We start from the raw sequence: 26,919 nt of genomic DNA, 5'->3' as shown, positions 1-26,919 counted from the left end.
CTCAAACGATATGGAAGAAAAAGAGCAGATCAGAAAATTGCGAACACAGCTCCACGACTACAACTATCGGTATTATGTGCTGAACCGGTCGGACGTGACTGACGAAGAGTTCGACCGCCTCATGCACCAACTCCAGGAGCTCGAAGCCCGACATCCTGAACTCTTCGACCCCAACTCGCCCACACAACGAGTGGGTAGCGATCTGAGTGAAGGCTTCTCCCAGGTGACCCACCGTTATCCGATGCTCTCGCTAGCGAACACCTACAATGAAGAGGAAGTGGCAGGCTGGTATGAGAACATTCGACGAGACCTCGGTGGCGAACCTTTCGAGGTGTGCTGCGAACTCAAATACGATGGTCTCTCCATCTCTCTCACCTACGAAGAAGGCCGACTCCTGCGCGCCGTGACTCGCGGCGACGGTACTCGCGGCGATGATGTAACGGCGAACGTCCGCACTATCCGCACCATCCCGCTGGTGCTCCCCGGAAAGGGATATCCACACCAATTCGAGATACGTGGCGAAGTGCTCATGCCCTGGAGTGTGTTCGAAGAAATCAATATCGAACGCCAGGCTGCTGAAGAACCTCTCCTGGCCAATCCACGCAACGCCGCTAGTGGCACGCTCAAAAGTCTCGACTCGCGGCTCGTGGCCCGTCGGCATCTCGACGCCTACCTTTATTATCTGCTCGGCGACGAGGTGCCCTTCGATGGTCATTACGAAAATCTCCAGGCCGCTCGGCAGTGGGGATTCCCTATCAGCGAGGGTATGCAAAAGGTAGATACGTTGGAAGACATCTACCGCTTCATCGCCCACTGGGAAACGGCACGACACGATCTGCCCGTGGCCACCGATGGCATCGTGCTCAAGGTGAACAGCGGCCGGCAGCAACGCACTCTGGGTTTCACGGCCAAAAGTCCACGTTGGGCCATCGCCTATAAATTCAAAGCCGAACGCGTGTGCACCCGACTCAATGACGTATCCTACCAAGTGGGCCGAACCGGAGCCGTCACTCCCGTAGCCAACATGGACGCAGTACTACTGGCCGGAACCACTGTGCGCCGCGCTACACTCAACAACGAAGACTTCATCCGCAGCTTCGACCTCCACTTGGGCGACTACGTTTATGTCGAGAAAGGCGGCGAAATCATTCCTAAAATCGTGGGCGTAGATCTCACCCGCCGCGACGCCGCGGCTCAGCCCGTTAAGTTTGTCGACCGTTGCCCTGAATGCGGTGCACAACTGGTACGCTACGATGGCGAAGCAGCCCACTACTGTCCCAACGACTCGGGTTGTCCACCGCAAATCAAAGGGAGAATCGAACACTTCATTGCCCGTCGAGCCATGAATATCGACTCCATCGGTCCTGAAACCGTAGACGAATACTACCGCCGTGGTCTCATTCACAACATCGCCGACCTCTACGACATTCGCATCGAACAGATCGACGGCGACGGATCGCGTCAGAAGTCGGCCCGGAAAATCGTCAACGGCATCCATGCCTCGCTCGCCGTTCCCTTCGAGCGCGTACTCTTCGCCCTGGGCATCCGCTTCGTAGGCGAGACTTCGGCCCGGGTTCTTGCACGCCACTTCAAATCAATGGACGCACTGATGGAAGCCCGTCTTGATGAGCTTCTCGAAGTGGAAGGCGTGGGTCGTGTGATAGCCGAGAGCATCATCCGCTACTTCCGCAACCCCGACAACCGGACCATCGTGGAGCGGCTGCGTGGCTACGGACTGCAAATGGCCCTCGCCACCTCCTGGCAGCAAGGCCTCACCCATCGGCTCGAGGGTCAGAACATTGTCATCAGCGGCGTGTTCGAGCATTACAATCGTGACCAATACAAAGCCCTTATCGAGCAACATGGCGGCAAAAACGTCGGCTCCATCAGCAGCAAGACCTCCTTCATCCTGGCCGGAGCCAACATGGGACCTGCCAAACTTCAAAAGGCCGAACAACTGGGCATCAAGGTGATGAGCGAAGACGAGTTTCTACGGCTTATCAACGACTGAAATCTCTCCGTCCAAATCCAACACAAACGCAACAACACAAACTATGGGAATCGTCATCGGTATCGACGTGGGCATCAGCACCACTAAAATTGTAGGCATCAATCGCGACAGCATCGTCATCTCGCCGCTACGCATTAAAGCCACCGATCCCATCACCTCGCTCTACGGGGCTTTTGGGAAATATCTCTACGACAACAAAATCAGTCTCTCAGACGTTGAACAAGTGATGCTCACCGGCGTGGGATCAGCCTACATCGACACACCCATTTACGGACTACCCACCGGTAAGGCCGAGGAATTTCTGGCTGACGGACTAGGAGCGCGCTACGAAACCGGTCTCGACCGTATGATTGTCGTCAGCATGGGCACAGGAACCTCGCTTGTTCAGTGTGATGGTCCTCGCATCGAACATATCGGCGGCATCGGCATCGGCGGCGGAACCCTTCAAGGCCTGTCGCGCATTCTGCTCAAGACCGATGACATCAAGCAAGTGTCTACCCTGGCCATGCAAGGCGACATCTCGAACATCAACCTCCTTATTGGTGACATCAGTGCCCAACCTCTGCCCGGACTGCCGATGGATGCCACAGCCAGTCTCTTCGGCAACGCCAAGAGCAACGCCTCGCGCGAGGACATTGCCCTGGGTCTGGTCTGCCTCGTGCTCCAATCCATTGGCAGCGGTACTATCCTCTCCTCTCTCAACACAGGCATCAAAGAGTTTGTCCTCATCGGCAACCTCACCCTCCTGCCACAGTGCAAAGAGGTATTTCCGGCCATGGAACGGCTCTACCACGTGCACTTCCGCATCCCCAAATACAGCGAATTCTGTACTGCCATCGGGGCAGCCCTCCACTATTTCAAAACCCATCACGAAGCCCATCCGAAATAAAATATGGGTTACACCCAGCCCAGTCGGCTCCGAAATAATTTATTTTTCCGCAATCTTTCGCTAAGCAGTGGGAAAATAAATTAGTCAAGCCCGTTTTTTTGCTCCGCGATAGGAAAATAAATTATTTTCCGGCATATTTAGTCTCCGCAGTGGAAAAATAAATTATTTAAACCTGATTTTGATCTCCGCGATGAGAAAATAAATTATTTCCGCTCTCCTCGCATTTCATATCCCCAATAAAATATTCTGGCAGGGGTGGCGAAGGCGCATTTTATCCAGCCAAGTCCCCTGCGTCCACGCAAAATGTTGTACATTTGCAAGCGAAAAAAACGACAAACAATCATGGCAAATTTACGATTCAAGGCCGTGGAAGAGGCCTACAAAAAGAAGCCGGTAGAGGTGATAACTCCCATCGAACGTCCATCGGAGTTCTTTGGCAAATACGTTTTCAACCGTGCCAAGATGTACAAATACCTATCCGCCGACGTGTACGAGAAGCTCACCGATGTCATCGACAACGGTACACGCTTGGACCGAAATATGGCCGATGCCGTGGCAGAGGGAATGAAAAAATGGGCCAACGAGAACGGTGTCACCCATTACACACACTGGTTTCAACCCCTGACCGAAGGTACGGCTGAGAAGCACGACGCCTTCGTAGAACCCGACGGAAAGGGCGGAATGATTGAAGAATTCTCGGGTAAGCTACTTGTTCAGCAAGAACCCGATGCCTCGTCATTTCCCAACGGCGGCATCCGCAACACCTTCGAGGCACGCGGCTACTCCGCCTGGGACCCCACATCGCCCGTCTTCATCATCGACGACACACTTTGCATCCCCACCATCTTCATTTCCTACACGGGCGAATCGCTCGACTATAAAGCCCCTCTCCTCCGGTCGTTGCAAGCTGTGAACACCGCCGCAGCCGCCGTAGCACGATATTTCGACCCGCAAGTGAAAAAGGTCACCTGCAATCTGGGTTGGGAACAAGAATACTTCCTGGTTGACGAAAGTCTCTACTTCGCTCGCCCCGACCTGATGCTGACCGGTCGAACGCTCATGGGGCACGATTCGGCCAAAAACCAACAGATGGACGATCACTACTTCGGAACCATCCCCGAACGCGTGCAGGCCTTCATGAAAGACCTCGAGATACAGGCCCTCGAACTGGGCATCCCCTGCAAAACGCGCCACAACGAGGTGGCCCCCAATCAGTTTGAACTGGCCCCCATCTTCGAAGAAGCCAACCTTGCCGTAGACCATAACATGCTGCTCATGTCGCTCATGAAACGCATTGCCCGCAAACACAGCTTCCGCGTGCTACTGCACGAAAAGCCTTTCGCCGGCATCAACGGCAGCGGAAAGCACAACAACTGGAGCCTCTCTACCGATACGGGCGTACTGCTCCACGCCCCAGGCAAGACGCAAGAGGAGAATCTGCGCTTCGTCGTCTTCGTCGTCGAAACGCTCATGGGCGTCTATCGCCACAACGGATTGCTCAAAGCCTCGATCATGAGTGCCACCAACGCCCATCGATTGGGCGGACATGAAGCCCCGCCGGCTATCATTTCTTCGTTCTTGGGCAAACAACTCAGTGACTTGCTCGACCATATCGAAAAGGCCGATAAGGAAGAACTCTTTGCCGTAGCAGGCAAAAAGGGCATCGAACTGGACATCGAACAGATCCCCCAACTCCTTATTGACAACACCGACCGCAACCGTACATCTCCCTTTGCCTTCACCGGCAACCGCTTTGAGTTCCGCGCCCTGGGTTCGGAGGCCAACTGCTCGTCAGCTCTTATCGTGCTGAACTCAGCCGTGGCCGAGGCTCTGAACAGCTTTAAAGCCCGCGTCGATGCCCTCATCGCTCAAGGCGAAGAACGCACACATGCCATCATCGATGTCCTACGCGACGACATTCGCACCTGCAAGCCCATCCATTTCGACGGCAACGGCTACTCGGAGGCATGGGTGGAAGAGGCCCGCCGACGCGGATTAGACTGCGAAACAAGTTGCCCCTTGGTGTTCGATCGATATTTAGATCCCGCCAGCATCCAACTCTTCGAACAGCTCAACGTCATGCGTCGCAACGAATTGGAAGCCCGCAACGAAGTGAAATGGGAGACCTACACCAAGAAAATACAAATCGAAGCCCGCGTTCTGGGCGACCTCTGCATGAACCATATCATCCCCGTAGCCACTCATTATCAAAGTCGATTAGCCAAAAACGTGCAGAGCATGTTCGATATTTTCTCGCGTGAGAAGGCCTCTTGCCTCACCTCACGCAACGTGAAAATCATCGAAGAGATTGCCGAACGCACACAGGTGATCGAAACCGAGGTAGAAGAGCTCGTGAACGCGCGTAAGATAGCCAACCGCATTGAAACCGAACGAGAGAAAGCCATTGCCTATCACGACACCATCGCACCGCGATTGGAAGTCATCCGCTACCAAGTGGACAAGCTCGAGCTGCTCGTTGCCGATGAATTGTGGACGCTACCCAAGTATCGCGAACTGCTCTTCATCCGCTAACACCCCCTCGCCACTCCTCCCCACTCCGCCGCTATGCGGCATACAAAAAGTCCGATGCGCTTCTCCCGCATCGGACTTTCTTTTGAAGCCTATTGCATACCCTTGCCTAAAGGGTGTCCACTTCCTTCAGAGCAACTACAGATGGAAACGATATTTCTTGGTGGCCTTCTGTGGAATAGCCGATCCGAATCCCTCCAACGATCCGCCCGGGGCCATGGACGAATACTGTTCCCATCGTCCGAGGATGCGCCTGACATAGTCTACCGTTTCGCTACCTCTCATATATCCGTAGCGCACAACGGGGTCGTTGTAGAAGGAGGCAGAGCTCAGGCGCAGCACAAAAGGCGCAACCTCCTCCCAGCAGTGTGGGTTGAAACCATGTTTGCGGGCCAACGCCATGGCATCGCGTATGTGACCAGGCCCTCCATTATAGCTGGCCAGAACAAAACGGATACGTTCCATGCGATGAGCGATGTCGGCAAACTTACCATCCAGTTCGCGAAGATAGCGTGTTGCGGCAGCAATATTGGGTTCCGGTTCGTGCATTTGTGCCGCGGGCAAGCCCAGATGGGCCGCTGTGGCGGGCATGATCTGCATCAGTCCGCAAGCCCCGGCCCACGAACGAGCCTGTGGGTCGAAGGTCGACTCTTGGTAACACTGTGCCGCCAACAGACGCCAATCCCATCGAGCCATGGGTGCATACTTCTTAAAAAGAGGATCGTAATGGGAAATAATGCCGCCCGATCGGTCGAGCATAGGCGAATAGACATGTCTCTTAATGCTTTGTCCCGACAGCACAAACCGCTCTTCGGCCTTGATTTGCGTCAGCAATGCAGGGCGAAACCAACCATTGAGCGTATCGGCCAGCGAGCGATTCTCCGCCAGCACAGCCCATCGGCGCGACGAATCTCCCTGAGTGGCCCCACAAAAGCGCAGTCCTCTAATCGTGTCGGGCAAGAAAAAAGCAATCAAATCTCCGTCTCCGCTCTTCAGTTTCTTCACCATCTCGGCCGTGTCTTTGCACACTTCCACACGCAAAGACACGCCCAAGGTCTTAGCAAATTTCTCGCAAAGCAGATATTGCAGTCCCATTCCATGACCGTGATAGTCATAATAATTCTCGGGACCGGTGAGCGTCAACATAATCAGTTCTCCGTGATCGACAATGTCTTTCAAGGCAAACGTACCCGAAGAGGGCACACTATCCTCGCCCAACGTGGTTCCCCACGGGGTGTTGATTCGTTCTTTCTTTTGCGAACAGGCCCCAACAGTGGTGAGCAACAGCAGCAACCAGAGCAGATATCGATGCCTCATCATCCTTTCGACTTGACGTTTTGCGAGACAGAAGCACCCCCATCCAAACTGCTCAACATAAACACGGCGTGTATCTTTCGTTTCTCTACCGGCGGAATGTCCATATAGTTGCGGTAGAGGTCTTTGAGATAGGCATCGGGCCGGGCCGGAGCCCTGAATGATTTGCCCTCGAAGCGTATCTCGCCGACGGGAAATACACTGTCCCTCCGATGCATAATGCCATATCCGTTGTTGATGAGAATGTTGGAGATATACACATCTCGACCTCTGAAGATGGCCGAGAGAGTGGCCCACAGCAGGCGGCAGACAGCATATTTAGTGCCGAACCAAAAGAATTCGGCCAACGCTCGCAGACTGTATCGGTGGGCTTTATGCAGAATCGAATAGCTTTTCGATATGCCCAGGGTGAGACGTTTGACAAGCTTTCGCGGCAGATTGGGGTAGGCAACAAAGGGAAAGATGTCTACATAAAGACCCTTGGCATAGTTCTCGGCAAAGTTATCGCCCGGTTCAACAAGGAAAGAATTCGTATCGCGCACCTTGGTGATGGGCTCTTTCAGCCCTTTCTCGGTGAGGGCCGACTGCAAGACGAGGCCCTCGGGCAGCTCTTTCTGTGCCACCTTGACGAAGCGTTGCATTTCCTCCCAGGGCATGGCGATGTCGATATCGTCGTCCCAGGGAATGAAACCGCCATGTCTCACCGCCCCGAGCAGTGTGCCACCGTCGAGCCAATAGCAGATGTCGTGCCGGCGGCAGATGGCATCGATCGCCTCGAGAATGCCGAGTTGCTTGAGCTGGCAGGCCCGCAACTGGCGTTGTTGAAAGGCCTCGAGCGGCGCATTATGCTTCATGGCTGGGCCTCCTCACATCGATCACCTGCCCCGTATAGTCGGAGACGAGCGTGCGCAGCGTAGCCTCGGCCACCCGTTCGGGTGTGAGCAGCGTGTCGTCGGGTTCGATTCCGAAGTTCTTGGTGCGCATAGGCGTCTTCGTTCTTTCGGGGTTGATGCAGTTGATGCGTATGCCCTCGCCCTCCCATTCCTGGGCCACAGCCTGCACAAAGTTGACGATGGCCGCCTTGGTAGACGAGTAGATGCTGTAGAAAGCCCTGCCGCGCGTGTAGGACGAGGAAGTGAAAAACACCAGTCGGCCCTTGCTTTCGCGCAGGAAAGGATAAGCCTCGAGGGCCACGTTCACCACCCCCAAGTAGTTGGTTTGCACGCTATAGAGAATCGCCTCGTAGTTCATCGCCGCCAGTGGCTCCTTGTTGAGCAGTCCGGCGGTGTTGATCACATAGTCGATACGGCCTTCAGCATCCGCCACTTGGCGCATAGCCGAGGCCACATCCGGGCGTTTGCCTACGTCGATGCCATTGCCACTGCGCGAGAAACGGTAGACCTTTGCGCCCCGCTCTTCGAGCATCTGCGCCGTCACGGCTCCGATACCATAGCTTCCACCGAAAACGATAGCCACCTTTCCCGACAGATTGAGGCGGGAGAGGTCTTGGCGGTCGGGTTCTGTATTCTTGAGTTGGAAGAGCTTGTCGATCATGTAAGTGTCTTCCTTGTAGGTGAGCTTCATATTGCTCTCCTCGCCCGTAACCACATAAATAGGCACCTCGGGCAGGTATTTTTTCACCACGCCGCAGTCATCGGTGGTTTTAAACGCGGCGTCGCACAAGGCCTTTTCATAAGCCTTGCCTATCACCTCGATGGCGAAAGCCTGCGGGGTCTGCCCGCGACGCAACCGCGAACGGTCGGGGATGGACCGGATAAAACTCCCTTCCACCTCGATGATGGTGTCGGCAGAGGGCATCGCCACGTCGATGGCATCGTGAGTTTTCAGTGCCTCGAGCACCTCGTTGAGAATGCGCTGACTGAGCAACGGGCGGACGGCATCATGGAAAACAAGATTCACCTCTTCGCCTTCGTAGGCACGGATGGCCGACAAACTCGACTCATAACGCTCGCTTCCACCTTTGAGGATACGCTTCACCTTCGTCCATCCATTCTTCAAAACGATGGTCTCGATGTCCGAAACGAGCATCGGATTGCTGACAATGGCCACCTCGTCGATGCCTTTGTTGCGCTCGAAAACATCGATGGTATGTTCGATCACCATCTTTCCGGCCACCTTAAAAAACTGCTTGGGCATCGAGATGCCTAACCGCTTGCCTACGCCGCCTGCCAAAACAACGGCAATGTTACGTCTTTTCATTCTTTGGGATGATCAAGTGGGCCCCCTTCTGTCTTTCCTTTCAAAAGGAAGATGCTTGCCAAGCATCGGTGAAAGAGACTTGTGATAGGATATGCAAAAGTAGTGGAAAGTTATTAATTAGCCAAGAATCCTGTTCGCAGGCCGCTCTATTTCCTCCCTTTCTCTTTCGGAAAAGCCTCCAAAAGGGTATTTACCGGCATGACATTTTTAGCAGAGAGGAAAGGCAAATGCTCTTTCTAAAGAAGCGGAAAAAGAAGAGGTCTCCGCATAGGGAGCGGCGTTACCGGCCCTCTAAAAAGCCTGTCGAGAGTCGAGAAGGTTTCTTTTGGGGAATGAATTTATAAGTTCTTCATTATCAAACGGTTGCAAATCTCTATTCAAAAGCTAAGAAAATGCACGCTAAAAGCTAAGAAAACACATTGCAAAAGCTAAGAAAACACGAGGCGAAAGCTAGGAGATGAGTTTTTGCTCCATCGGCTTTTGAAAATAAAGAAGCGGAGCGTTATATATAATAAGGTGTAAGAAGAGATAGAATTGTTCGAAAAAAGAACATTTCTTTATTTTCTTCTCCTAAAAAAGAAGTAGAGCCTCCAGTTGGTCAATATCGTATCGATAAATAACAAAATAATGTCATTTCTCTTTCATGAGAATGGCTATCTTTGCAAGCAGAAGTAAAGACCAACGGGCACCAAGCCAAAGGCAGGTGTCAAGACTCGTATTCAGTCTCGCTGGGAGCTGCAAAATCCCAGTACCTTTCGATATTTTTAATACAATCAATCTTACCCAATAACAATGAATTTCAATCCAAACAAAATGACTGGGCTTGCGGGATGCCTCGCACTCGCGATGTTGTTCCCATCGCCAAAGATATGGGCAGACGCAGCCGACAGTAGGGTTTTTGCTGTCCAACAGACGCGTAAGATCACGGGACGTGTGACCGATGGGCGCGAGTCGATTATCGGTGCGACGGTGAAAGTGAAAGGAACCACCAACGCCACAGTGACCGATCTCGACGGCAACTTCACGCTCAATGCACCGCAGGGAGCCATCTTAGAAGTATCGTACATCGGCTATGCGGCTAAAGAAGTGAAAGCCAGCGGCACAACAATGACCATCGTTTTGAGCGAAGATAACAACACGCTCAACGAGGTTGTCGTGGTAGGCTACGGCGTGATGAAGAAGAGCGACGTGTCGGGGGCTTCGGTAACGATGGACGAAAAGAAGCTTCGCGGCTCTATCGTCACCTCCTTAGACCAAACTTTGCAAGGGCGTGCAGCAGGCGTAACGGCCGTTAGCACATCGGGTGCGCCCGGCACTTCGTCGAGCATTCGTGTGCGCGGACAGGCCACCATCAATGCCAACGCCGAACCGCTGTATGTGATCGACGGCGTCATCATGCAAGGTAGCGGTGCCAGTGGCTCCTCTTTGGGACTGGGCGACGCACTGGGCAACGGCAAAGTGTCAACCGTTTCGCCCCTGTCTACCATCAACCCCAACGACATTGTGTCGATGGAGATATTGAAAGATGCCTCGGCCACGGCCATATATGGTGCCCAAGGGGCCAATGGAGTGGTGCTGATCACCACGCGCCGAGGTAAGGCGGGCGAGGCAAAGTTCACCTACGACGGCATGGCCGCATGGAGCAGACAGGGCAAACGCTTGGACGTGATGAACCTACAAGAGTTTGCCGACTACTATAATGACTTTGTCACAACGGGCCAGCTCAACTCTACCGAGGCCGATAAGCACTTTGCCGACCCTTCGTTGCTGGGTAAAGGCACCAATTGGCAAGATGCTATCTTCCGCACCGCACTGCAACACTCGCACCAAATTGCTGCACAAGGTGGGTCGGAAAAGGTACAATACTACGTGTCGGGCAACTACATGTCGCAAGAAGGAACGCTGATCGGCAGCAAATTCGACCGACTGGGCATGCGCGCCAACCTCGATGCGCAACTGAAATCGTGGCTGAAGCTGGGCATGAGCGTAAACTTCTCGAACACCAACGACGACTTGAAACTGGCCGATAGCGATGCGGGCATCATCAACTACTCGCTCACCACACCGCCCGACATACAGATCTATAACATCAACGGCGGCTACTCGTCGGTGTCGAAAGAGGGATTTACCAACCCCAACCCCATCGCTATGGCCATGCTCAACCAAATATTGCTGAACAGGCGCAAGCTTAACGGTAACCTTTTCTTCGAAATAACGCCTATCAAGCACTTGGTTTGGCACGCCGAAGTGGGCTATGACCTTAGTTCAGATCGTGGTCGCCGCTTTATGCCCACTGTGGATTTGGGTACTTGGAAACGTACAAAGAACTCTGCATCGGTTCAGAAATCGTCGGGCACCTTCTGGCAATTGAAGAACTACGTAACCTACGCCAACACCTTAGGCAAGCACTCGTTCTCGGCCATGCTTGGTCAAGAGATGTGGGAAAGCTCGTACGACAACAATCGGACAGAGAATACCGACCTGCCCGCCAACACCGTTAACAACCCTGCTTTAGGTGCCGGCACGCCCGCTATCGGCGTTGGTTTCGGCAGTTCGGCTATGGCATCGTTCTTCACCCGACTCACTTACGCCTTCAACGATCGCTATAACGCCACCTACACTTACCGCTACGACGGCAGCTCGAACTTTGGTCCTAACAAACGTTGGGCCGGCTTCCATTCGTTCGCTGCATCGTGGCGCTTCACCAACGAGCCTTTCTTCGTAAAGAGCCCCGTAGCCAAATACGTGAACAACGGTAAACTACGCGCTGGCTGGGGACAAACGGGTAATGCCAACATCGGCTCGTATAAATGGGGAACTTTAATGAGAGCAATGCCTACTTTGCTGGGCAAAGCCTATCGCCCGGACAACATTCCCAACTTAGATGTGCAGTGGGAAAGTCAAGAACAATGGAACGTGGGACTGGATTTGGGCGTACTGAACGATCGTATTAGCTTCACGGTGGATTGGTATCGCAAAGAGTCGCGCGACATGTTGATGCCCCTTCAACTCCCCTCTTACATGGGAACATCGGGCAACATCTCCTCCGTCTTGGCCGCTCCCTACGGAAACTACGGCACCATACGCAACACGGGATTAGAACTTACGGTGAATGCGCATCCCCTGACGGGTGCTTTTCAATGGGATTCGGAGTTCCAAATATCGTGGAACAAAAACAAATTGGTGGCCCTTTCGGGCACAAAGAACGCCGCCATCGTGGGTTACGGCCAGTGGAACGACGTGATTAGTGTGTCGAACGTGGGCGAATCGCTGTACAGTTTCTATGGTTTCGTTACCGATGGTGTGTATAAAGACTTGGCCGACCTTGAAACATCGCCCAAGACTTCAAAATATCCTGCTGACGGAAAGAGCTTCGACCGCAACACAACCCCATGGATTGGCGACCTGAAATTCAAAGACATCAGCGGTCCAGAAGGTAAGCCCGACGGCAAGATCGACGACTACGACAAGACCAACATCGGGTCGCCTATGCCCAAATTCACTTTCGGATGGACCAATACTTTCCGCTACAAGAACTTCGACCTCAACGTATTTGTTAACGGAACCTACGGCAACAAGGTGTACAACTACATGAAAATGAAGCTCACCCACATGAACAGCTTGTGGAGCAATCAGCTGAAAGACGTTACCAAACGCGCCCGATTGGAACCCATCGACCCGTCGAAGACTTATGCACCAGGTAGTTATTGGTATACCGATGCTGGCAATATACGCGTGGCTAACCCCGGAACAAACATCCCCCGCGCCACCATTACCGACCCTAACGACAACGATGTGATTAGCGACCGCTATATTGAAGACGGTTCTTACATCCGTTTGAAGAACATCGCTTTGGGCTATACGCTGCCCAAAAAGTGGATTTCTAAATGGGGAATAGACAATCTTCGCGTGTATGTAAACATCCAAAACCTGCTTACCATAACGGGTTATGATGGTTACGACCCCGAAATTGGTGCCAGCACGGCCGACATCAACGGTTACACTTACGGCTTAGACAACGGCCGCTATCCCTCGCCAACCACCTATTCGTTTGGCCTTAACCTCACTTTCTAACAATCAACCTTCTTCAAGATGAAACGTTTAACATATCTATATATGGCCATCGCCCTAGCAACGGGCGCGCTTACAACATCGTGCAACGACTTTCTGGACAGGCCAGCAGAAGACTCTTACAACGCAGGAACCTTTTATAAGGACGACAACCAGTGCGTGCAAGGTGTGAACTATCTATATAATTCGCCTTGGTACGACTTCCAACGCGGCTTCATTAAGGTGGGCGAAGTGATGTCGGGCAATTACTATTGGGGTTCTAGCCCTTACTTAACGCTCACCGTTAACAGCACCGATGGCGACTTGATGAACATGTCTTACTCGTTGTGGTCGGTTATCGGGCATGCCAACACCGTGTACAACAACCTCAAAAACGCCACGGCATCGCAAGCCATAAAGAACCAGTGCATGGGCGAATGTCTGGCATGGAAGGCTATGGCCTACTTCTTCTTGGTGCGTTCGTTTGGGGATGTGCCCATCATTCACGACAACTCGGCCATGCTTGCCGACGGTTCGTACAGCAATGTGAGTAGAGTGAAGAAGGCCGACGTGTACGAATACATCATCCTTACACTTGAAAAGGCCATGCAACTGTTGCCTCGCCAGGGTTCGCCAGGCCGTATAGACTATTACTCGGCCGAGGGATTGCTCGCTAAAGTGTACCTAACCAAAAGCGGTGTGAACGCTAATGGCAACGGACAACGCAATGCCGACGACCTGAAAAAGGCCGCAACGTATGCCAAAGACGTGATAGACAACAGCGGGCGCACGTTGATGGCGAACTATTCTGATGTATTCCGCCTGCAAAACGCCATGAACAGGGAGTTTCTTTTCGCATGGATGTGGACGGCCGACACCAGCATTTGGACCGTACAAAACACCCTGCAAAGCGACTTGGCCATGGTGGGTTTTGACGAATTTGGCGACTGCTGGGGCGGATATAATGGTCCGTCGATAGACTTGCAAGAGGCTTTCGGCGTGTCGCCAACCGAAAATCCCGAAAGCAGAAGTGAGGTAGACACCCGTAGAAAGGCCACAATGATGATGGCAGGCGACTTTTACGATTACTTCTGGACCGACAAAACAGACAACAAAGGGCGTAAGGGTTTCAACTATTTACAATTTATGTACGATGCCGACAACTATGGTAGTGGCGGCCCCGGCAAGCTGCAAAGCGCCACAGGTGCCAACAATGTAAAACATCTTTACGGCGATGCGTACGACCATAAGACGTTCGCCATTGACGGAATATCGGCATCTAACATGCACAGCAGTTTGCCAACGCCCGTGCTTAGGCTCTCAGACGTGTACTTGGTGTATGCCGAAGCCGTGATAGGTAACGGCACATCCACCACCGACGCCACAGCTATCGACGCCTTTTATAAGGTTCGCAGCAGGGCAGTGAAGTCGGCATCGCGCCCAACAAGCATCTCTTGGCAAGACGTTTGGAAAGAACGTCGACTGGAATTGGCCATCGAGGGCGACCGCTGGTACGACTTTGTGCGTCGTAGTTACTACGACATGGCAGGCAGCATAGCCGAATTGAAAGCCCAAAAGCGTGGTGCGTTCTTCGGGCTGAACACCCTATACGAGAACTATTACAAGAGTGGCGCATGGAATGTAAACACCACTGACATGCGATACAATCCCGATGCACAGGCCCCTAACGTAACTCCTCAGAGCTTTACGCTACCCTTCCCAAGTCAGGATGTGGTGTTCAACGGCAATCTTCTGAACGAGGCCGTACACGTAGACGTACGTTCAACCTATTCTTATTAACCCGCTTAAAAATACATCATACAATGAAACGTTCCATCATAACGTTGCGTTCGCTTGCCGCATGGCTTGCCTTGGCAACCTTAGCCCTTACCGCATGTAGCGACCAACCCGACGAATACAAGCCCACGGGCGGCTCTCCGCAGGTGCAATACATACGCTTGCCCGAGAGTGCCGACTCGATAATCACCCAAAGTTACATGCAACGCACCATCTGCTTGGTGGGTAGCAACCTGCGAAGTGTTCGCCGCATGTTCTTCAACGACAAGGAGGCGGTGCTCAATTCGAGCTTTATCACAGACAACACGCTGCTTGTAGACATCCCCGGAGAAATCCCCTCGGCCGTAACCGATAATATATATATGGTGAATGGCGATGGAGATACCACCACGCATGCTTTCCATGTGATTGTACCACCACCCTCGGTGATGACCATGAGCTGCGAGTATGCACCCGCAGGAGAGGAAGTGGCCATCACGGGCGATTATTTTATACAAGACCCCTACAAGCCCTTGCAAGTTCTTTTTAACGATGGTGCAGTGCCCGTTACAGACATCAAGAGCATCACAAAGAACAGCATCACGTTCACAATGCCCACAGGTGCCACCGCAGGACGCGTGATTGTTCAGTCGGTTTACGGCAAAGGCGAATCCGACTTCGTATATAAAGATACGCGCAACATCATCTTCGACTTCGACGGTTCGCACGGCGGAATGGCCAAAGGGCATGGTTGGCGCGCCGGAAACGTACGTACGGGCGGCATCGACGGCAGCTATCTCTACTTCGGCGGCGTAAAGATGTTGGGCAAAGTTGGTGCAACTTGGGCCGAAGATAACTTCGCCATGAACTATTGGCCCGAACCAAACAACAACTTCCCAGAGATTTCTAGCATCCCTTCCATTGCCGCGATGCTCGACACTTGCAGCGTTTCCGACCTCGTCTTGAAGTTCGAATGCCGTGTACCTGCCAACAAGGTGTGGCGTGCATCAGCCCTACAAGTCATCTTTACAGGCAATGCCGACGTTACATACACCAACGCCAACAGCCAATACTACGGCAAGAAAGACCTGCCGCGCGGCTTGTGGATTCCTTGGCAAGCAAATGGAAGCTATAACACGGGCGACAAATGGGTGACAGTAAACATGCCCCTCTCGGCTTTTAACAAAACGGGCGACGGACAAACGGCTGGTTCGGCACTCACCAAAGACCGACTCACGGGTTTCACCTTCTTCCTTTGGAGCGGTGGCGTAGAGGGAACCGACTGCGAGCCCGAACTGCATATAGACAACGTTAGGCTTGTGCCTGCCAAATAATTAAAATCGATAACAATGAAACGAAATAAGATATATCTAGCCATTTTCGCGGCTCTGTCGCTGTCGGCAACAGCCTGCAACGATGCTGTTGAACACAACATACAAGCCGTTGGTGCGCCTGCGTTCGTTGGTGTTAGTCCGCAAGAGAACATCAAAGCAGGTCTCGACTCCATCATCGTCACCTACGATAAAAACGTTTTCTTTGCATCATCGCAATACCAACGCATCACACTCAACGGCCAACCCGTGGTTAGCGCCAACGTTATCGGCTCGTCTAACAAGCTTTTGCTGATGGCCAACATCGCCCGAGGCGAGAGTTACGAGCTGGTTATCCCCGAAGGCGTGGTATGCGGTCCTAACAAAACGCCCGCCCCAGAGGTAAAAGCCACCCTCAAAGCGCAGTCGCAACACATCGCCACTACACTTGTCAACGCCAATGCAACGGCCGAAACAAAGGCGTTGTACCAAAAGTTGGCGGCCAATTATGGGCAGAAAACTTTTTCGGGAGCAATGGCCGACGTGGCTTGGAACACCAAAATATCCAACCAAGTGCACGCGCTGACGGGCAAATATCCGGCCATCAACGGCTACGACTACATCCATTTGCAGTCTACCAGCCCCGGCGGATGGATTGATTATGCCAACATTGCGCCCGTAAAGACCTGGCACGATGCTGGCGGAATGGTCACAATAGGCTGGCATTGGAACGTTCCCACGTCCAATCCATATGCTTCCACAGTGCCTGTAGTGCTTTACGGCGGTCCAAACAAGGACATGCCGTCCGACTGGAGCGGCCACATACAACTCACAACGCAAGCAACGAAAGACATTTTAGCCAAAGCCTCGGTTGGAAGTAAGCTCGTTGTGAAAATCACCAACGTGAAAACCAACGCCCAAGGCTCGATTAAGAACAGCAAATGGGCTGGCTTTGTAGACGAGAACGGAAAGAATTGGGACTACTTTAACATCAGTGGCGAAAGCTATTCGATGACGCTCGACCAAACCACACTTACCGAAATGCGCGCCAACGGACTGATTATTGGCGGACACGACTACACCGTTACGGGCGTTACCGTTGAGGCGGCAGGCACTGTGAAGTACGATTTCTACGCCGCAAAGAACGAGTTTACCCTCAACGATGCCGTTACCGAAGGCACGTGGGCAAATCGTTTTATGAAGTCCGACCTAGAAAAGATAGTGCCTTACCTGCAACAATTGCAGCGTGCAGGCATCCCCGTGCTGTGGCGACCGCTACACGAAGCGGCAGGAAAATGGTTCTGGTGGGGCAACGGAACGGCCGAAAACTATCGCAAGCTGTGGCACATCATGTTCAATTTCTTCAAGCAACGCGGCGTAAACAACCTCATCTGGGTGTGGACTTCCGAAAAGAACGACCCCGATTGGTACCCTGGCGACAAGTATGTTGACATCATCGGCACCGACATGTACGGACAAAACGGCATACCCGTAACTGCCCAAACCGCCGCCCAACGCTTTAACGAGCTGGCCTATCGCTACCCCACGAAGATGATTGCCCTTACCGAATGCGGCACCGTTGCCGACATATCTGCGCAATGGAGTGCCGATGCCAAGTGGAGTTTCTTTATGCCGTGGTACCCCGGCGGTGGCGTTGTGCATGCCACCGATGCGTGGTGGAAGTCGGCTATGTCTAACTCTAATGTGATAACACAATGAAAAAAATGGCTTTTTCACTACGTTTACGCCTACTTGTGGCTATGGTTGCATGCCTGGCAACCATGCCTTTGCAGGCAAAAATCAGGCTTCCGCACATCCTTTCGGATGGGATGGTGGTGCAACAACAGGCCGATTTCTGCTTCTGGGGATGGACTACGCCCAATACCAACGTAACCATCGCACCCACATGGCAAGAAAAAAGGGTGACGGTGAAAAGCGATTCGCAAGGACAATGGCGTGTTGTGCTACGCACACCCAAAGCGAGTTTCCATCCTTTGAGCATCACATTCAGCGACGGACAGCCAACAACCATCAACAACATGCTAGCTGGCGAGGTGTGGGTTTGCGCCGGACAAAGCAACATGGAGATGCCCGTTCGCGGCTTTAACGAGTGTCCCGTTGAGGGTTATCAAGATGCTGTATGGGCATCGGCCAACATGCGGGGCGTGCGTTACGTTAAAATTCCACCGCGAATGAGTAGCGTTCCGCTCGAAGATACGCCCTGCGAATGGGTGGATATGAGCCCCAAAACGGTGAGCGACTGTTCGGCCGTGGGCTTCTTTTTCGCCCAACGATTGGCACAAGCCCTGCAAATACCCGTAGGATTGGTGCTAGCCAACAAGGGCGGAACGATGGTTGAGAGTTGGCTAAACGCCGAAAACCTGCGCAAATACACCGACGAGCCCACCGACTCGGCACAGCTTTCCCGCAAATATCCACGCGAATGGCTGCGCCCACTACTTTGGGGCAACGGCACCTTTCATCCGATACTGAACTATGGCGTGCGGGGCGTGCTCTATTATCAAGGTTGTGCCAACGTAGACCACAACCCCAACACTTATGGCGAACGATTAAAGCTACTGGCACAGCAATGGCGCAAGCACTTTTCGGACAGTATGTTGATGCTCATAGTCGAGATTGCGCCCCATCGTTACGAGGGCGAAATGGGAATTAGCGCAGCCTTCATACGCGAACAGCAATACAAGGCCAGCCTCGAAATTCCGAATTGCGCCATGATAAGCACCAATGATTTGGTGTATCCCTACGAAGTTAGGCAGATACATCCCACACAAAAACGTCCCATCGGCGAACGTCTTGCGCTCACGGCTTTAGCCCGTTATTATGGCTGTGAGGGCGTGATGTACAAGCATCCTACGTTCGAAAGGTTGGAGATAAAGGGCGATACCTGCGTGATACATCTTAAAGACACCTACACAGGCATTGTGCCTCAGGCCAACTATGAAGGGTTTGAGATGGCGGGTACAGACCGCATTTTCCATCCCGCCCATGCCACCTACGTTCGCCACAACAAGTTTCGGCTCACCTCAAAGGCTGTTTCCAAACCCGTGGCCGTACGCTATTGCTACCGCAATTTCCAACTGGGCAACGTCAAAAACATGGCCGCGCTACCGCTTATTCCATTCAGGACGGATACGTGGTAGATAGAGAAGAGGAAGTTGTCTACCCTTGTTCATCTCGCTAAAATGCCGTACCTTTGCGGGAAAATTAAAGAAAGAATGACAATGAAATCAAGTATGAAGAAAACAGTATTACTCTTTCTCCTCCTCTTTTGTAGTGTAATGGGCTGGGCATCGAAAGGGTTACCCTATCCCATCGAGGTGCGGCAGACCGATGGAACAAAGCTCACCCTACGCATCAATGGAGATGCCGACTGCAACTGGCTTTCCACACTCGATGGCGTAGTACTGGTACAGACGGGCAAAAACTATTTCGTGGCACGAATCGATGCCGACGGACGGGCCGTGGCTACCCAGCAATTGGCCCACAATGCAGAGTTGCGCGGAGCAGAAGAACAAGCCCTATGCCAACAGCAGAACCGCGAAGCCTTCTTGCGAGCCAAGCAAATGGAGGCCGAGAAGGCACAGACGCGCGGCATTCCGGCAGGAAACGGATTTCGTTTCTTTCCGCATACGGGGTCTCCAAAGGCCGTAGTGATACTCGTCGAGTTCTCCGACCGGTCTTTTAAGGTTCCGGCCCGACAAGCTTTCGACCAGTATCTCAACGCCATGACGGCGCAACAAGACCTGGGCAGCTGGGAACAGAAAAACATAGGCAGTGTGCGGAAATATTTTTCGGACATGAGTGGCGGAACATTTACGCCACAATTCGACCTCTATGGTCCCGTGACGCTTCCGCATACGGTGGCCTATTACGGCGGAGGATCGTCTTCCTCCGAGCGGTATCGCGAGTTGGTGGCCGACGCTTGTTCGTTGGCCGATGCGCAGATCGACTTCTCGCAGTATGATGCCGACGGCGATGGCAACGTAGATTTGGTTTATATCGTCTACGCCGGATATGGCGAACAGACTGCCGGCGACCAGTCTCTGCTTTGGGCCAAAGCCTTTGTGATGGACGGCTCGGTGCAAAAAGACGGGAAGCACATTCGACTTGCGGGAATCAGCAACGAGCTGAATGCCTCACCCGGTCAATCCATCCCCTCGACAACAGGCGTGGCAATCAATGGCGTGGGACTGTTCTGCCACGAGTTTTCCCACTGCATGGGACTGCCCGACTTTTATCCTACCGTCTACTGGACAAAGGGTAGCGAACGCGATCTCGATGCCTACGACAATCAAGGCATGGAAGACTGGAGTGTGATGGACAACGGTCTATATCTGGGCAACGGCTATACGCCAACGGCCTACACAGCCTGGGAACGCGAACAAATGGGCTGGCTGACGATTGAAACGCTGAGTTCGGCGCAGCAAGTGAAGCTCGAAAACATCGATCGGGGCGGCAAAGCCTATCGCATCATGAGCACTGCCGGTGCCAACGAATACTATATCGTTCAGGCCATTGAGAGTCAAGGTTGGAACGGGGCACTGCCCGGCGGCATGATGGTATGCCACGTCAACTATGATGAGGCCCCATTCTCGGTGTTCAGCATCGGAACCAACTCTGTGAACAACGTGAAGAAGAAGCCTCGCATGACGATTGTCCCTGCCGACGGCCTGCTGGTGAGTTCGTATCGGCGGAAGTCTGGCACTCCCCCGGCCCCCTATCTCTCATCAAAAGCTTACAATGCACAACGAAGGGGCGACCTTTTCCCCGGTAGTAAACAGGTGACCGAACTGACCGATGCCTCCGCTCTTGTGAATTATGCACCTTGGAATGGCGGTCTGCTCAACAAGCCTATCTACAACATCAACCTCAAGAGCAACGCCGTTTATTTCGATTTTCTTCAGAAGTTTCCCAGCACCGACATTCCCTCAAACCCTGCCGATGCCTCTGCCGATCATGGCGATGGACGCATCTACAGCCTCGATGGAAGGTATGTGGGGACAGACATCAACCAACTTCCTAAAGGAGTTTTCATTAGGAACCATCAGAAATTCGTCGTTCGATAGTTCCATTTTCGGTGATATAATAAATCCGCCTTGTCTTGAAAACAAGGCGGATTTTTTGTTATGAGCAATCACTTGGTGGCACGTTCTTTCCGGCGTCATGAAGAATTGCCCCTTCCATCGCCGGCAGATCTGCACAAACCAGACAAGCACAACGATTTTGACGAAGCAGCAAACGACAAGAATGCCCCAGTCGTTTTTCTCATGTTTTCATCCACCAGCCTTTCTTTCTCGCCCCGCATCTATTCCTTCCACGTCTCCAGGTCCCAGCCCATCACGGCCGAAACGAGAGGAATGAGCGTCATGGCCAGCTTCTTTTGTCCGCTATAGTTGGGATGATAGCTGGCCCCCAGGTCTTTGTCGGGCGTAATGATAGCTGGCATGAACTCGGCAAAGTGCACCTTCTTATCGGTATCCACCTGCAGTTGCAGGAGCCGAAGACAAGTGGCGAGATGCGGACTGCGAGAATGCGGCGTGACACAAATTATCGGCACCTCTCCATAGTGTCTGCGCAAGCGGGCAATGAGCTTGACATAGGCCCCGATATACTGGTCGGCAGTGGGGGTAACAACGCGCGAAAAGTCGTTCGTACCTAAGTTGATCACGACCAAATCGGGGCGATAGGCCTTGAAATCGTAAGCCACGGTGTTGTGCTCGTCGAAGAGCTGGCCGTAGCGTTGCGACATATTGCCCTTCGACACCTGAACCGTGTCGCCGTAGTTGCGAATAATGCCGCGCCCGGAGTGGGCCACGAGCGAATAGTCTGCTCCGAAATAACGGGCCAGAATGCAGGCATAGGCCTTGTCGCAGTTTTCCGTTTCGAGGCGGAAAGGGTCGGTAGCCCGATTGCTCTCTGTGCCATAGCCGCAGGTATAGGAGTCGCCGATGAACTCGATCATCCGCTCACGCCTCGGCACAGACAGCAGTTGTCCACCATCGGGCAAATCGAATGCCACAACAAGGGTGCAACCATATTCGCCCTCGGTGCACTTTTGTAGTTGCAGTTCGTGTCGTCCCCGTTCCAGATGGGAAGCCAAAAGTATGCGTTGCGGCGTTTTCCCACTCACCCGAATCTTGCGAATCCATTTTCCATCGATGAAGACATTGTGCCAACTCTCGCCCTCATCGGCGATCGTCATGCCGATTTGCGTCCCGGTGAAAGCCACGCGCAGATAGGTTCCCACCCAGTCGTAGCGCACGGTTCCGGCTCGTTCGTCGCGCTCTACCCTACCGATGTAAGACACCTGCGCATCTGTGGCCTTGAATTGGCTTCCCGTCCGCACCGCCGAAATAGGCAGAACAGATGTCCAAAGTAGAATAACACCGAGCTGAACAACTCGCCATCTGCCCGCAAAGCGGATAGAACGAGAGAAGAATCGCCCTCCTTTAAGGGCCTTGCCCACCGGAAAAACGGTGCGCGAAAGAGAAAAATCTTGTTTCATAGAATGTAAAGTTAGCGATGAGGGAGACTGATCAGCCACTCGTCGGCGTCGGTACAAAGATAGGATATTGACCTGACATCATCAAACAGATAGGCCTTTGTTTTTCTCTTTTTGGCTCAATACCCCTGCCTTTTGTGCTCTTTTCTCACCACGACAAAGTGCAAAGCAAGTTCATATGTTGTTTGTTGGGTTGAACAAAAACGTTCTTTGTCTCTCGAAAGGTGTCTTTTCTCTCTTCGACTGTTCCATCCGGGTCCGACTCTGTATCTAACAAGAAATCAAGACGTTACCCATCCGCTTGCAAAAGCTAAGAAAACGAGGTGCAAAAGCTAAGAAAACGCCATGCGAAAGCTAAGAAAATGGCGTGTGAAAGCTAAGCATTCGCACATGTCTTGATGCACATCGATGATAAAGAGACTGTGCTCCTGGAGTTCTCCTCCACCTCTGAAGACATCTATCTGGATGAAGATCTGGAAGTTGATGAATGCAACAACTGAGAGAAATCCGCGCTTTCTCCATGATCAAGCAAGAGGTTGAATCAAACGATAGAGCACTCTTGACCGTGCCTGTAGGCTTGATTGATCAGGAAAAAGAGGGAAAAGCTCAAAAAATAATCATTGTTTTTAGGTACGTATCGTTTAAATTTGTATCTTTGCATCATCAAAAGTGAGTATTCACCTATTATACAAAAACATTAAATAGACATCATTATGGCTTACGTAATTGGAAACGACTGTATCGCTTGCGGCACCTGCTTGCCCGAGTGTCCTGTAGAGGCAATCTCTGAAGGCGACATCTATCAAATCGACGCAGATGCCTGCACCGAGTGCGGCACGTGCGCAAGTGTTTGTCCCAGTGAGGCTATCAGCCTTCCCTAAAAGGCTTTGTCACAACGTAGAGAAAAAGGCGATCCGCATGGGTCGCCTTTTTCTTTACGTCAAAATGCTCTTGATGCACCACGTTGTCTTCCATCTTGTCTCTTTTCAGGAAGATCGGTTGGTAGGATGTTTTAAAGTTAGATGTTCCGACGATGAGAGCTGACTCGTACGTCTCGACTATAGGCTTGTGGGATGTTTGCAGCTCAATTCTTCAATAAGTCTGCTTCTTTTCATTGTTACGAGCAAGTCTCGTTACATGATTTTTTAATCAAAGCAGATAAAAATATATTGAAATGTTTGGTCTTTCCCCATTTATTCTCTACCTTTGCACTCGCTTTTAAGCATTGTTCGGGATTTGGCGCAGTTGGTAGCGCACACGTCTGGGGGGCGCGAGGTCGCTGGTTCGAGTCCAGTAATCCCGACAGAAAAGAAAGAAAGGGGTTGATCATCAACCCCTTTCGCTTTGTCGTAGATATTTAGGTCGGCGAAAAGTCGGCGATGATATTTGCCGGTATTGAAGGATTGAGGTGCATCGCTGGATAATGGTTTACTGACTCTACAAGCATTTTGCTGTAAAATGCAGGCACGTTCTTCCTTACTGTTGAAGAATTGTTCTACTTCACTTCTTCCTCAAATATATCCTACGCTGATTATCAGTGATTTATATTCACATGGTACAAAAATATTTCCTCAATTTGAGTAGTATTGATTAGAAAACATCTTGGATGTTATCACCATATCAAAACATATACTATGAAATGTATTTTAAAATCCATAAACATTTTTCCTCTGTTTAAAAGCAGATTCTCCTCCCTCTAATATTTGGCAACATTGACTTATAGTATTTACATCATCAACGGATCCTGCATTATTTACTATGGAAAGAATGTTAGTACTTTTAAGAGGGATGATAAGTTCTGCATCACCAAGAACTGCAATATTGGGGTTATGTGTTACTATGATAACCTGCCGATGCTCTTTTATTTTCCTTAAGTTTGATACAATTGTTTTGAATATAAATTCACTATCAAGATTATCTTCAGGCTGATCTATTAATAACGGCTTATTACTATCTGATAACATTAGAATTCCCAACAATACAGATTGCTGCTGGCCTAATGAAAGCTGAGAAATAGACTTTACTATCGGTATATCCGCTCCATCTTTTTGTATAATTCTTGTTACTCTTATTTGCGGAAGATCATCATAAGGTAAACACTCTAAATCTTCATAATTATAATCTTCTAAAATAGTAGAGAATAAACTTTTGATTTCAGAGTCTTGCAACACCCTTTCTCCATTATATAATATCTTTCGAAATATTTCCATATCACGAACTTTAACGGCATGGATAAAATCATTTATTGAAAGATTTAATGATATAATTTTCGCTTTAGATACCTGAGAGGTACGCCACCCCATTTTTAATTTCAGGACGTTCTCAAATTCGGGAGAATAGCGCGAATCTTGGTACTTTAGTGAAATAGAAAAATTATCAATAGAGGACTTTAAATCTTTATTTATTTTTTGTGCAAATGCAAGATGCGTTCTGTTTATTTCTTTCCTAACATTTTCTCGTTCTACTAATATTCCTTGTCGTTCTTTCTGCAATTCACCTAATTTCTTTTGATCTTCGATTAGCCGTTTTACCTTTTTATCATAGTCAAGAATATCCTTAGATATTTGATTTATTTTACCTAAATCAAAAGGAATACCTTGATGCGTTAGTTCTATTTTTTTTGCATCAATTTTACTCTGAATTTCAGCTTCCTTTGCCCCCCACAATTTCAATTGCTCCTTTAATTCATCTATTTTTTTCTTTAGTTCGCTATTTAGTTCGTTAGATTTTTGAGCAACAAGTTTACTGAAATCATCTACAATTGATTTCACACTTTTAAAATACTCTTTTCCAACAATGACCTTAGCATCGTCCATAGCTGCAACATCTCTGAACAAGGAATTATCCCCTAATATCTCTCTATATGTTTTAACAAGCTTATTTAATTGATCTATTAGAGTTTTTCTAAATTCCCTTTCCTGTATCAAAGCGTTATGAAATTTTACAATATCTGCTGCTTTGGTCTTCTCTAATTCTTTTAACTTATTTTGTTCGTTAGTTAAAGCTTTTTTTGCTTCAGGTAATGCAGCTAAGTTTATACGCAATTTCTTCATTTCACTTTGGTTGGATCTCAATAGATTAATGTACTCATTATCTTGTTGATGCAATAAATCCAAGTTTAAAAAAGAATCAAGGAAATCTATAATGACTTTAGGGTTTTCATCACTATGCTGTAAAGTACTGGCGGTATCTCCTTGTCCGTAACTTTCTAGAGGAATTAGAGTAACACCATTATTGGGATCTGTACAATTAACGACAGAAGCATTTTTTTCTCTTCGTAGAGAAATTGCTTGACCTGCCTCATCAAAATAACTAAGCAATATACTCTGTGCCCAAACCTCAGAATCACAAAGTTTTGAATTTGAGGAATTGCCAGAAGTCTCTCGTATTGATTCAAGAAGTGTTGATTTTCCGGTTCCTCTACTACCAATAATACAGGTTAAATTAGGACTCAACTCTATATCTAATCCATCTAAAAGGCCTCCTTCTATTTTTATGTGCGTAATGGTGGGATGTTGCTCTGGTATACATTCTTCCAATCTAACTCTAGATTCACTACTTAGCAGTGCAAGGCGAAAAGAACGAAATGTTAATGTCGGCATTTTAATTCTAGTGAGCCTATTTTCTCCTTCAGCATTTTTTCCTAGTTTATCTAGAGTATGAGAATCTGAAGACATCAACTTTGCGAAATCACGATGCATTCGATTATCTATAGTAGCACGCCATAGGTTTAATAACGACTTATGTTCAAGTTTATCATCAGCATCTGTATATAAATTAGTGTCTTTTTTATCTGTTATTTCTAAACCAAGAAGATTACTACATTTAAAAATTTGATCCATCTGAGGACCATATCGATTTATAGTTTTTTCAAAACCAGAATCAAGAGTAATGTGAGCAAGAATACCAATTCCATCATATTGCTTTGCAAAATTTAAACACTCTGCTATCCCCTGATTACAAATGGATTTATCTGCGTTAAATGTTAGTTTGCCATAAAATTGCTGCAATTCATCAGTTTTCTCAAAATACACCAAAAGGTGGCCTTGAGTGGTACTAACCTCTATCCCAGGAATTACCAGTATATCCATATCCTTTGAATAGTTAACAGCATAAAGACTATTTAAGAATTGATTATGGTCAGTTATACTTATCACTTTCAATCCTTTAGCTATTGCCATTTCGACAATAGCCTGTGGAGTATTTGACGTATCCGTTACGTCAAAAGAACCTGTTCCATCTCCATAAGAATGAATATGTAGATCCGCCTTATAAAATAATGCTCCTGCATTCATAT

The 26,919-nt window shown here is 50.3% G+C and carries 15 protein-coding genes and 1 tRNA gene; 11 read left to right on the top strand and 5 right to left on the bottom strand.

Annotation, left to right across the window (positions count from 1 at the left end; genetic code table 11):
- The first annotated feature begins 10 nt into the window (after window positions 1-10).
- The 3 genes from ligA to J5A66_RS03050 all read left to right on the top strand — a co-directional run bounded on the left by ligA (window position 11) and on the right by J5A66_RS03050 (window position 5,432).
- The gene (gene ligA / locus J5A66_RS03060; protein WP_211790985.1) at window positions 11-2,011 is read left to right on the top strand and encodes an NAD-dependent DNA ligase LigA; all 2,001 of its coding nucleotides are present in this window, start codon (window positions 11-13) and stop codon (window positions 2,009-2,011) included.
- 43 nt (window positions 2,012-2,054) lie between these two features.
- Window positions 2,055-2,900 (top strand): type II pantothenate kinase, encoded by an 846-nt coding sequence (gene coaW / locus J5A66_RS03055; protein ID WP_211790984.1) that lies wholly within the window; start codon window positions 2,055-2,057, stop codon window positions 2,898-2,900.
- A 342-nt stretch (window positions 2,901-3,242) separates the two neighbouring features.
- A complete protein-coding gene (locus tag J5A66_RS03050) occupies window positions 3,243-5,432 on the top strand; it encodes a glutamine synthetase III (RefSeq protein WP_211790983.1) in 2,190 nt (729 codons plus the stop codon).
- Between the two features lie 135 nt (window positions 5,433-5,567).
- On the opposite strand, the gene J5A66_RS03045 is transcribed toward J5A66_RS03050, so the two are convergent.
- Genes J5A66_RS03045 through J5A66_RS03035 form a run of 3 tightly spaced genes read right to left on the bottom strand, consistent with a single transcriptional unit; the run spans window position 5,568 to window position 8,963 of the window.
- Window positions 5,568-6,746 carry a transglycosylase SLT domain-containing protein gene (locus J5A66_RS03045; RefSeq protein WP_211791412.1) on the bottom strand — a complete coding sequence of 393 codons (1,179 nt, stop codon included), beginning with the start codon at window positions 6,744-6,746 and terminating at the stop codon, window positions 5,568-5,570.
- Window positions 6,746-7,597 carry a phosphorylcholine transferase LicD gene (locus tag J5A66_RS03040; protein WP_211790982.1) on the bottom strand — a complete coding sequence of 284 codons (852 nt, stop codon included), beginning with the start codon at window positions 7,595-7,597 and terminating at the stop codon, window positions 6,746-6,748. The genes J5A66_RS03045 and J5A66_RS03040 overlap by 1 nt, the downstream gene beginning before the upstream one ends.
- The gene (locus J5A66_RS03035) at window positions 7,587-8,963 is read right to left on the bottom strand and encodes a bifunctional cytidylyltransferase/SDR family oxidoreductase (RefSeq protein WP_211790981.1); all 1,377 of its coding nucleotides are present in this window, start codon (window positions 8,961-8,963) and stop codon (window positions 7,587-7,589) included. Before J5A66_RS03035 ends, J5A66_RS03040 begins: the two co-directional genes overlap by 11 nt.
- 792 nt (window positions 8,964-9,755) lie before the next feature.
- Here J5A66_RS03035 and J5A66_RS03030 point away from each other — a divergent pair.
- The 6 genes from J5A66_RS03030 to J5A66_RS03005 all read left to right on the top strand — a co-directional run bounded on the left by J5A66_RS03030 (window position 9,756) and on the right by J5A66_RS03005 (window position 21,186).
- Entirely contained in the window at window positions 9,756-13,037 is a 3,282-nt protein-coding gene (locus tag J5A66_RS03030) for a TonB-dependent receptor (protein WP_249110014.1), read from the top strand.
- Between the two features lie 18 nt (window positions 13,038-13,055).
- Window positions 13,056-14,813, top strand: coding sequence for a RagB/SusD family nutrient uptake outer membrane protein (locus J5A66_RS03025; protein ID WP_211790980.1), 1,758 nt, complete (start codon window positions 13,056-13,058; stop codon window positions 14,811-14,813).
- Between the two features lie 23 nt (window positions 14,814-14,836).
- Entirely contained in the window at window positions 14,837-16,123 is a 1,287-nt protein-coding gene (locus J5A66_RS03020; protein ID WP_211790979.1) for a glycan-binding surface protein, read from the top strand.
- Between the two features lie 15 nt (window positions 16,124-16,138).
- On the top strand, window positions 16,139-17,818 hold the full coding sequence (locus J5A66_RS03015; protein ID WP_211790978.1) for a glycoside hydrolase family 26 protein: 1,680 nt from the start codon (window positions 16,139-16,141) through the stop codon (window positions 17,816-17,818).
- The gene (locus J5A66_RS03010; protein WP_211790977.1) at window positions 17,815-19,260 is read left to right on the top strand and encodes a sialate O-acetylesterase; all 1,446 of its coding nucleotides are present in this window, start codon (window positions 17,815-17,817) and stop codon (window positions 19,258-19,260) included. The genes J5A66_RS03015 and J5A66_RS03010 overlap by 4 nt, the downstream gene beginning before the upstream one ends.
- Before the next feature lie 93 nt (window positions 19,261-19,353).
- Window positions 19,354-21,186, top strand: a complete 1,833-nt coding sequence (locus J5A66_RS03005) for a M6 family metalloprotease domain-containing protein (protein WP_211790976.1) — start codon at window positions 19,354-19,356, stop codon at window positions 21,184-21,186.
- A gap of 239 nt (window positions 21,187-21,425) precedes the next feature.
- On the opposite strand, the gene J5A66_RS03000 is transcribed toward J5A66_RS03005, so the two are convergent.
- Window positions 21,426-22,625, bottom strand: a complete 1,200-nt coding sequence (locus J5A66_RS03000; RefSeq protein WP_211790975.1) for an SGNH/GDSL hydrolase family protein — start codon at window positions 22,623-22,625, stop codon at window positions 21,426-21,428.
- A gap of 710 nt (window positions 22,626-23,335) precedes the next feature.
- Between J5A66_RS03000 and J5A66_RS02995 the strand changes: the two genes are divergently transcribed.
- Together J5A66_RS02995 and J5A66_RS02990 are read left to right on the top strand one after the other, a co-directional pair.
- Window positions 23,336-23,503, top strand: coding sequence for a DUF362 domain-containing protein (locus J5A66_RS02995; protein ID WP_211790974.1), 168 nt, complete (start codon window positions 23,336-23,338; stop codon window positions 23,501-23,503).
- Between the two features lie 349 nt (window positions 23,504-23,852).
- Window positions 23,853-23,925, top strand: a tRNA-Pro gene (locus J5A66_RS02990).
- 343 nt (window positions 23,926-24,268) lie between these two features.
- On the opposite strand, the gene J5A66_RS02985 is transcribed toward J5A66_RS02990, so the two are convergent.
- Window positions 24,269-26,917 carry a TrlF family AAA-like ATPase gene (locus J5A66_RS02985; RefSeq protein ID WP_211790973.1) on the bottom strand — a complete coding sequence of 883 codons (2,649 nt, stop codon included), beginning with the start codon at window positions 26,915-26,917 and terminating at the stop codon, window positions 24,269-24,271.
- Window positions 26,918-26,919 lie beyond the last annotated feature (2 nt).

The sequence above is a fragment of the Prevotella sp. oral taxon 475 genome (assembly GCF_018127805.1).
Lineage (GTDB): Bacteria > Bacteroidota > Bacteroidia > Bacteroidales > Bacteroidaceae > Prevotella.
Note: the sequence above shows the minus strand (reverse complement) of the source record. Positions and strands in the feature narration are given on the sequence as shown.

What these genes read in the sequence shown, in the direction of transcription:
- ligA (WP_211790985.1), top strand. Translation starts at nt 11, where the DNA reads ATGGAAGAAAAAGAGCAGATCAGAAAATTGCGAACACAGCTCCACGAC.
- coaW (WP_211790984.1), top strand. Translation starts at nt 2,055, where the DNA reads ATGGGAATCGTCATCGGTATCGACGTGGGCATCAGCACCACTAAAATT.
- J5A66_RS03050 (WP_211790983.1), top strand. Translation starts at nt 3,243, where the DNA reads ATGGCAAATTTACGATTCAAGGCCGTGGAAGAGGCCTACAAAAAGAAG.
- J5A66_RS03045 (WP_211791412.1), bottom strand. Translation starts at nt 6,746, where the DNA reads ATGAGGCATCGATATCTGCTCTGGTTGCTGCTGTTGCTCACCACTGTT.
- J5A66_RS03040 (WP_211790982.1), bottom strand. Translation starts at nt 7,597, where the DNA reads ATGAAGCATAATGCGCCGCTCGAGGCCTTTCAACAACGCCAGTTGCGG.
- J5A66_RS03035 (WP_211790981.1), bottom strand. Translation starts at nt 8,963, where the DNA reads ATGAAAAGACGTAACATTGCCGTTGTTTTGGCAGGCGGCGTAGGCAAG.
- J5A66_RS03030 (WP_249110014.1), top strand. Translation starts at nt 9,756, where the DNA reads ATGAATTTCAATCCAAACAAAATGACTGGGCTTGCGGGATGCCTCGCA.
- J5A66_RS03025 (WP_211790980.1), top strand. Translation starts at nt 13,056, where the DNA reads ATGAAACGTTTAACATATCTATATATGGCCATCGCCCTAGCAACGGGC.
- J5A66_RS03020 (WP_211790979.1), top strand. Translation starts at nt 14,837, where the DNA reads ATGAAACGTTCCATCATAACGTTGCGTTCGCTTGCCGCATGGCTTGCC.
- J5A66_RS03015 (WP_211790978.1), top strand. Translation starts at nt 16,139, where the DNA reads ATGAAACGAAATAAGATATATCTAGCCATTTTCGCGGCTCTGTCGCTG.
- J5A66_RS03010 (WP_211790977.1), top strand. Translation starts at nt 17,815, where the DNA reads ATGAAAAAAATGGCTTTTTCACTACGTTTACGCCTACTTGTGGCTATG.
- J5A66_RS03005 (WP_211790976.1), top strand. Translation starts at nt 19,354, where the DNA reads ATGAAGAAAACAGTATTACTCTTTCTCCTCCTCTTTTGTAGTGTAATG.
- J5A66_RS03000 (WP_211790975.1), bottom strand. Translation starts at nt 22,625, where the DNA reads ATGAAACAAGATTTTTCTCTTTCGCGCACCGTTTTTCCGGTGGGCAAG.
- J5A66_RS02995 (WP_211790974.1), top strand. Translation starts at nt 23,336, where the DNA reads ATGGCTTACGTAATTGGAAACGACTGTATCGCTTGCGGCACCTGCTTG.
- J5A66_RS02985 (WP_211790973.1), bottom strand. Translation starts at nt 26,917, where the DNA reads ATGAATGCAGGAGCATTATTTTATAAGGCGGATCTACATATTCATTCT.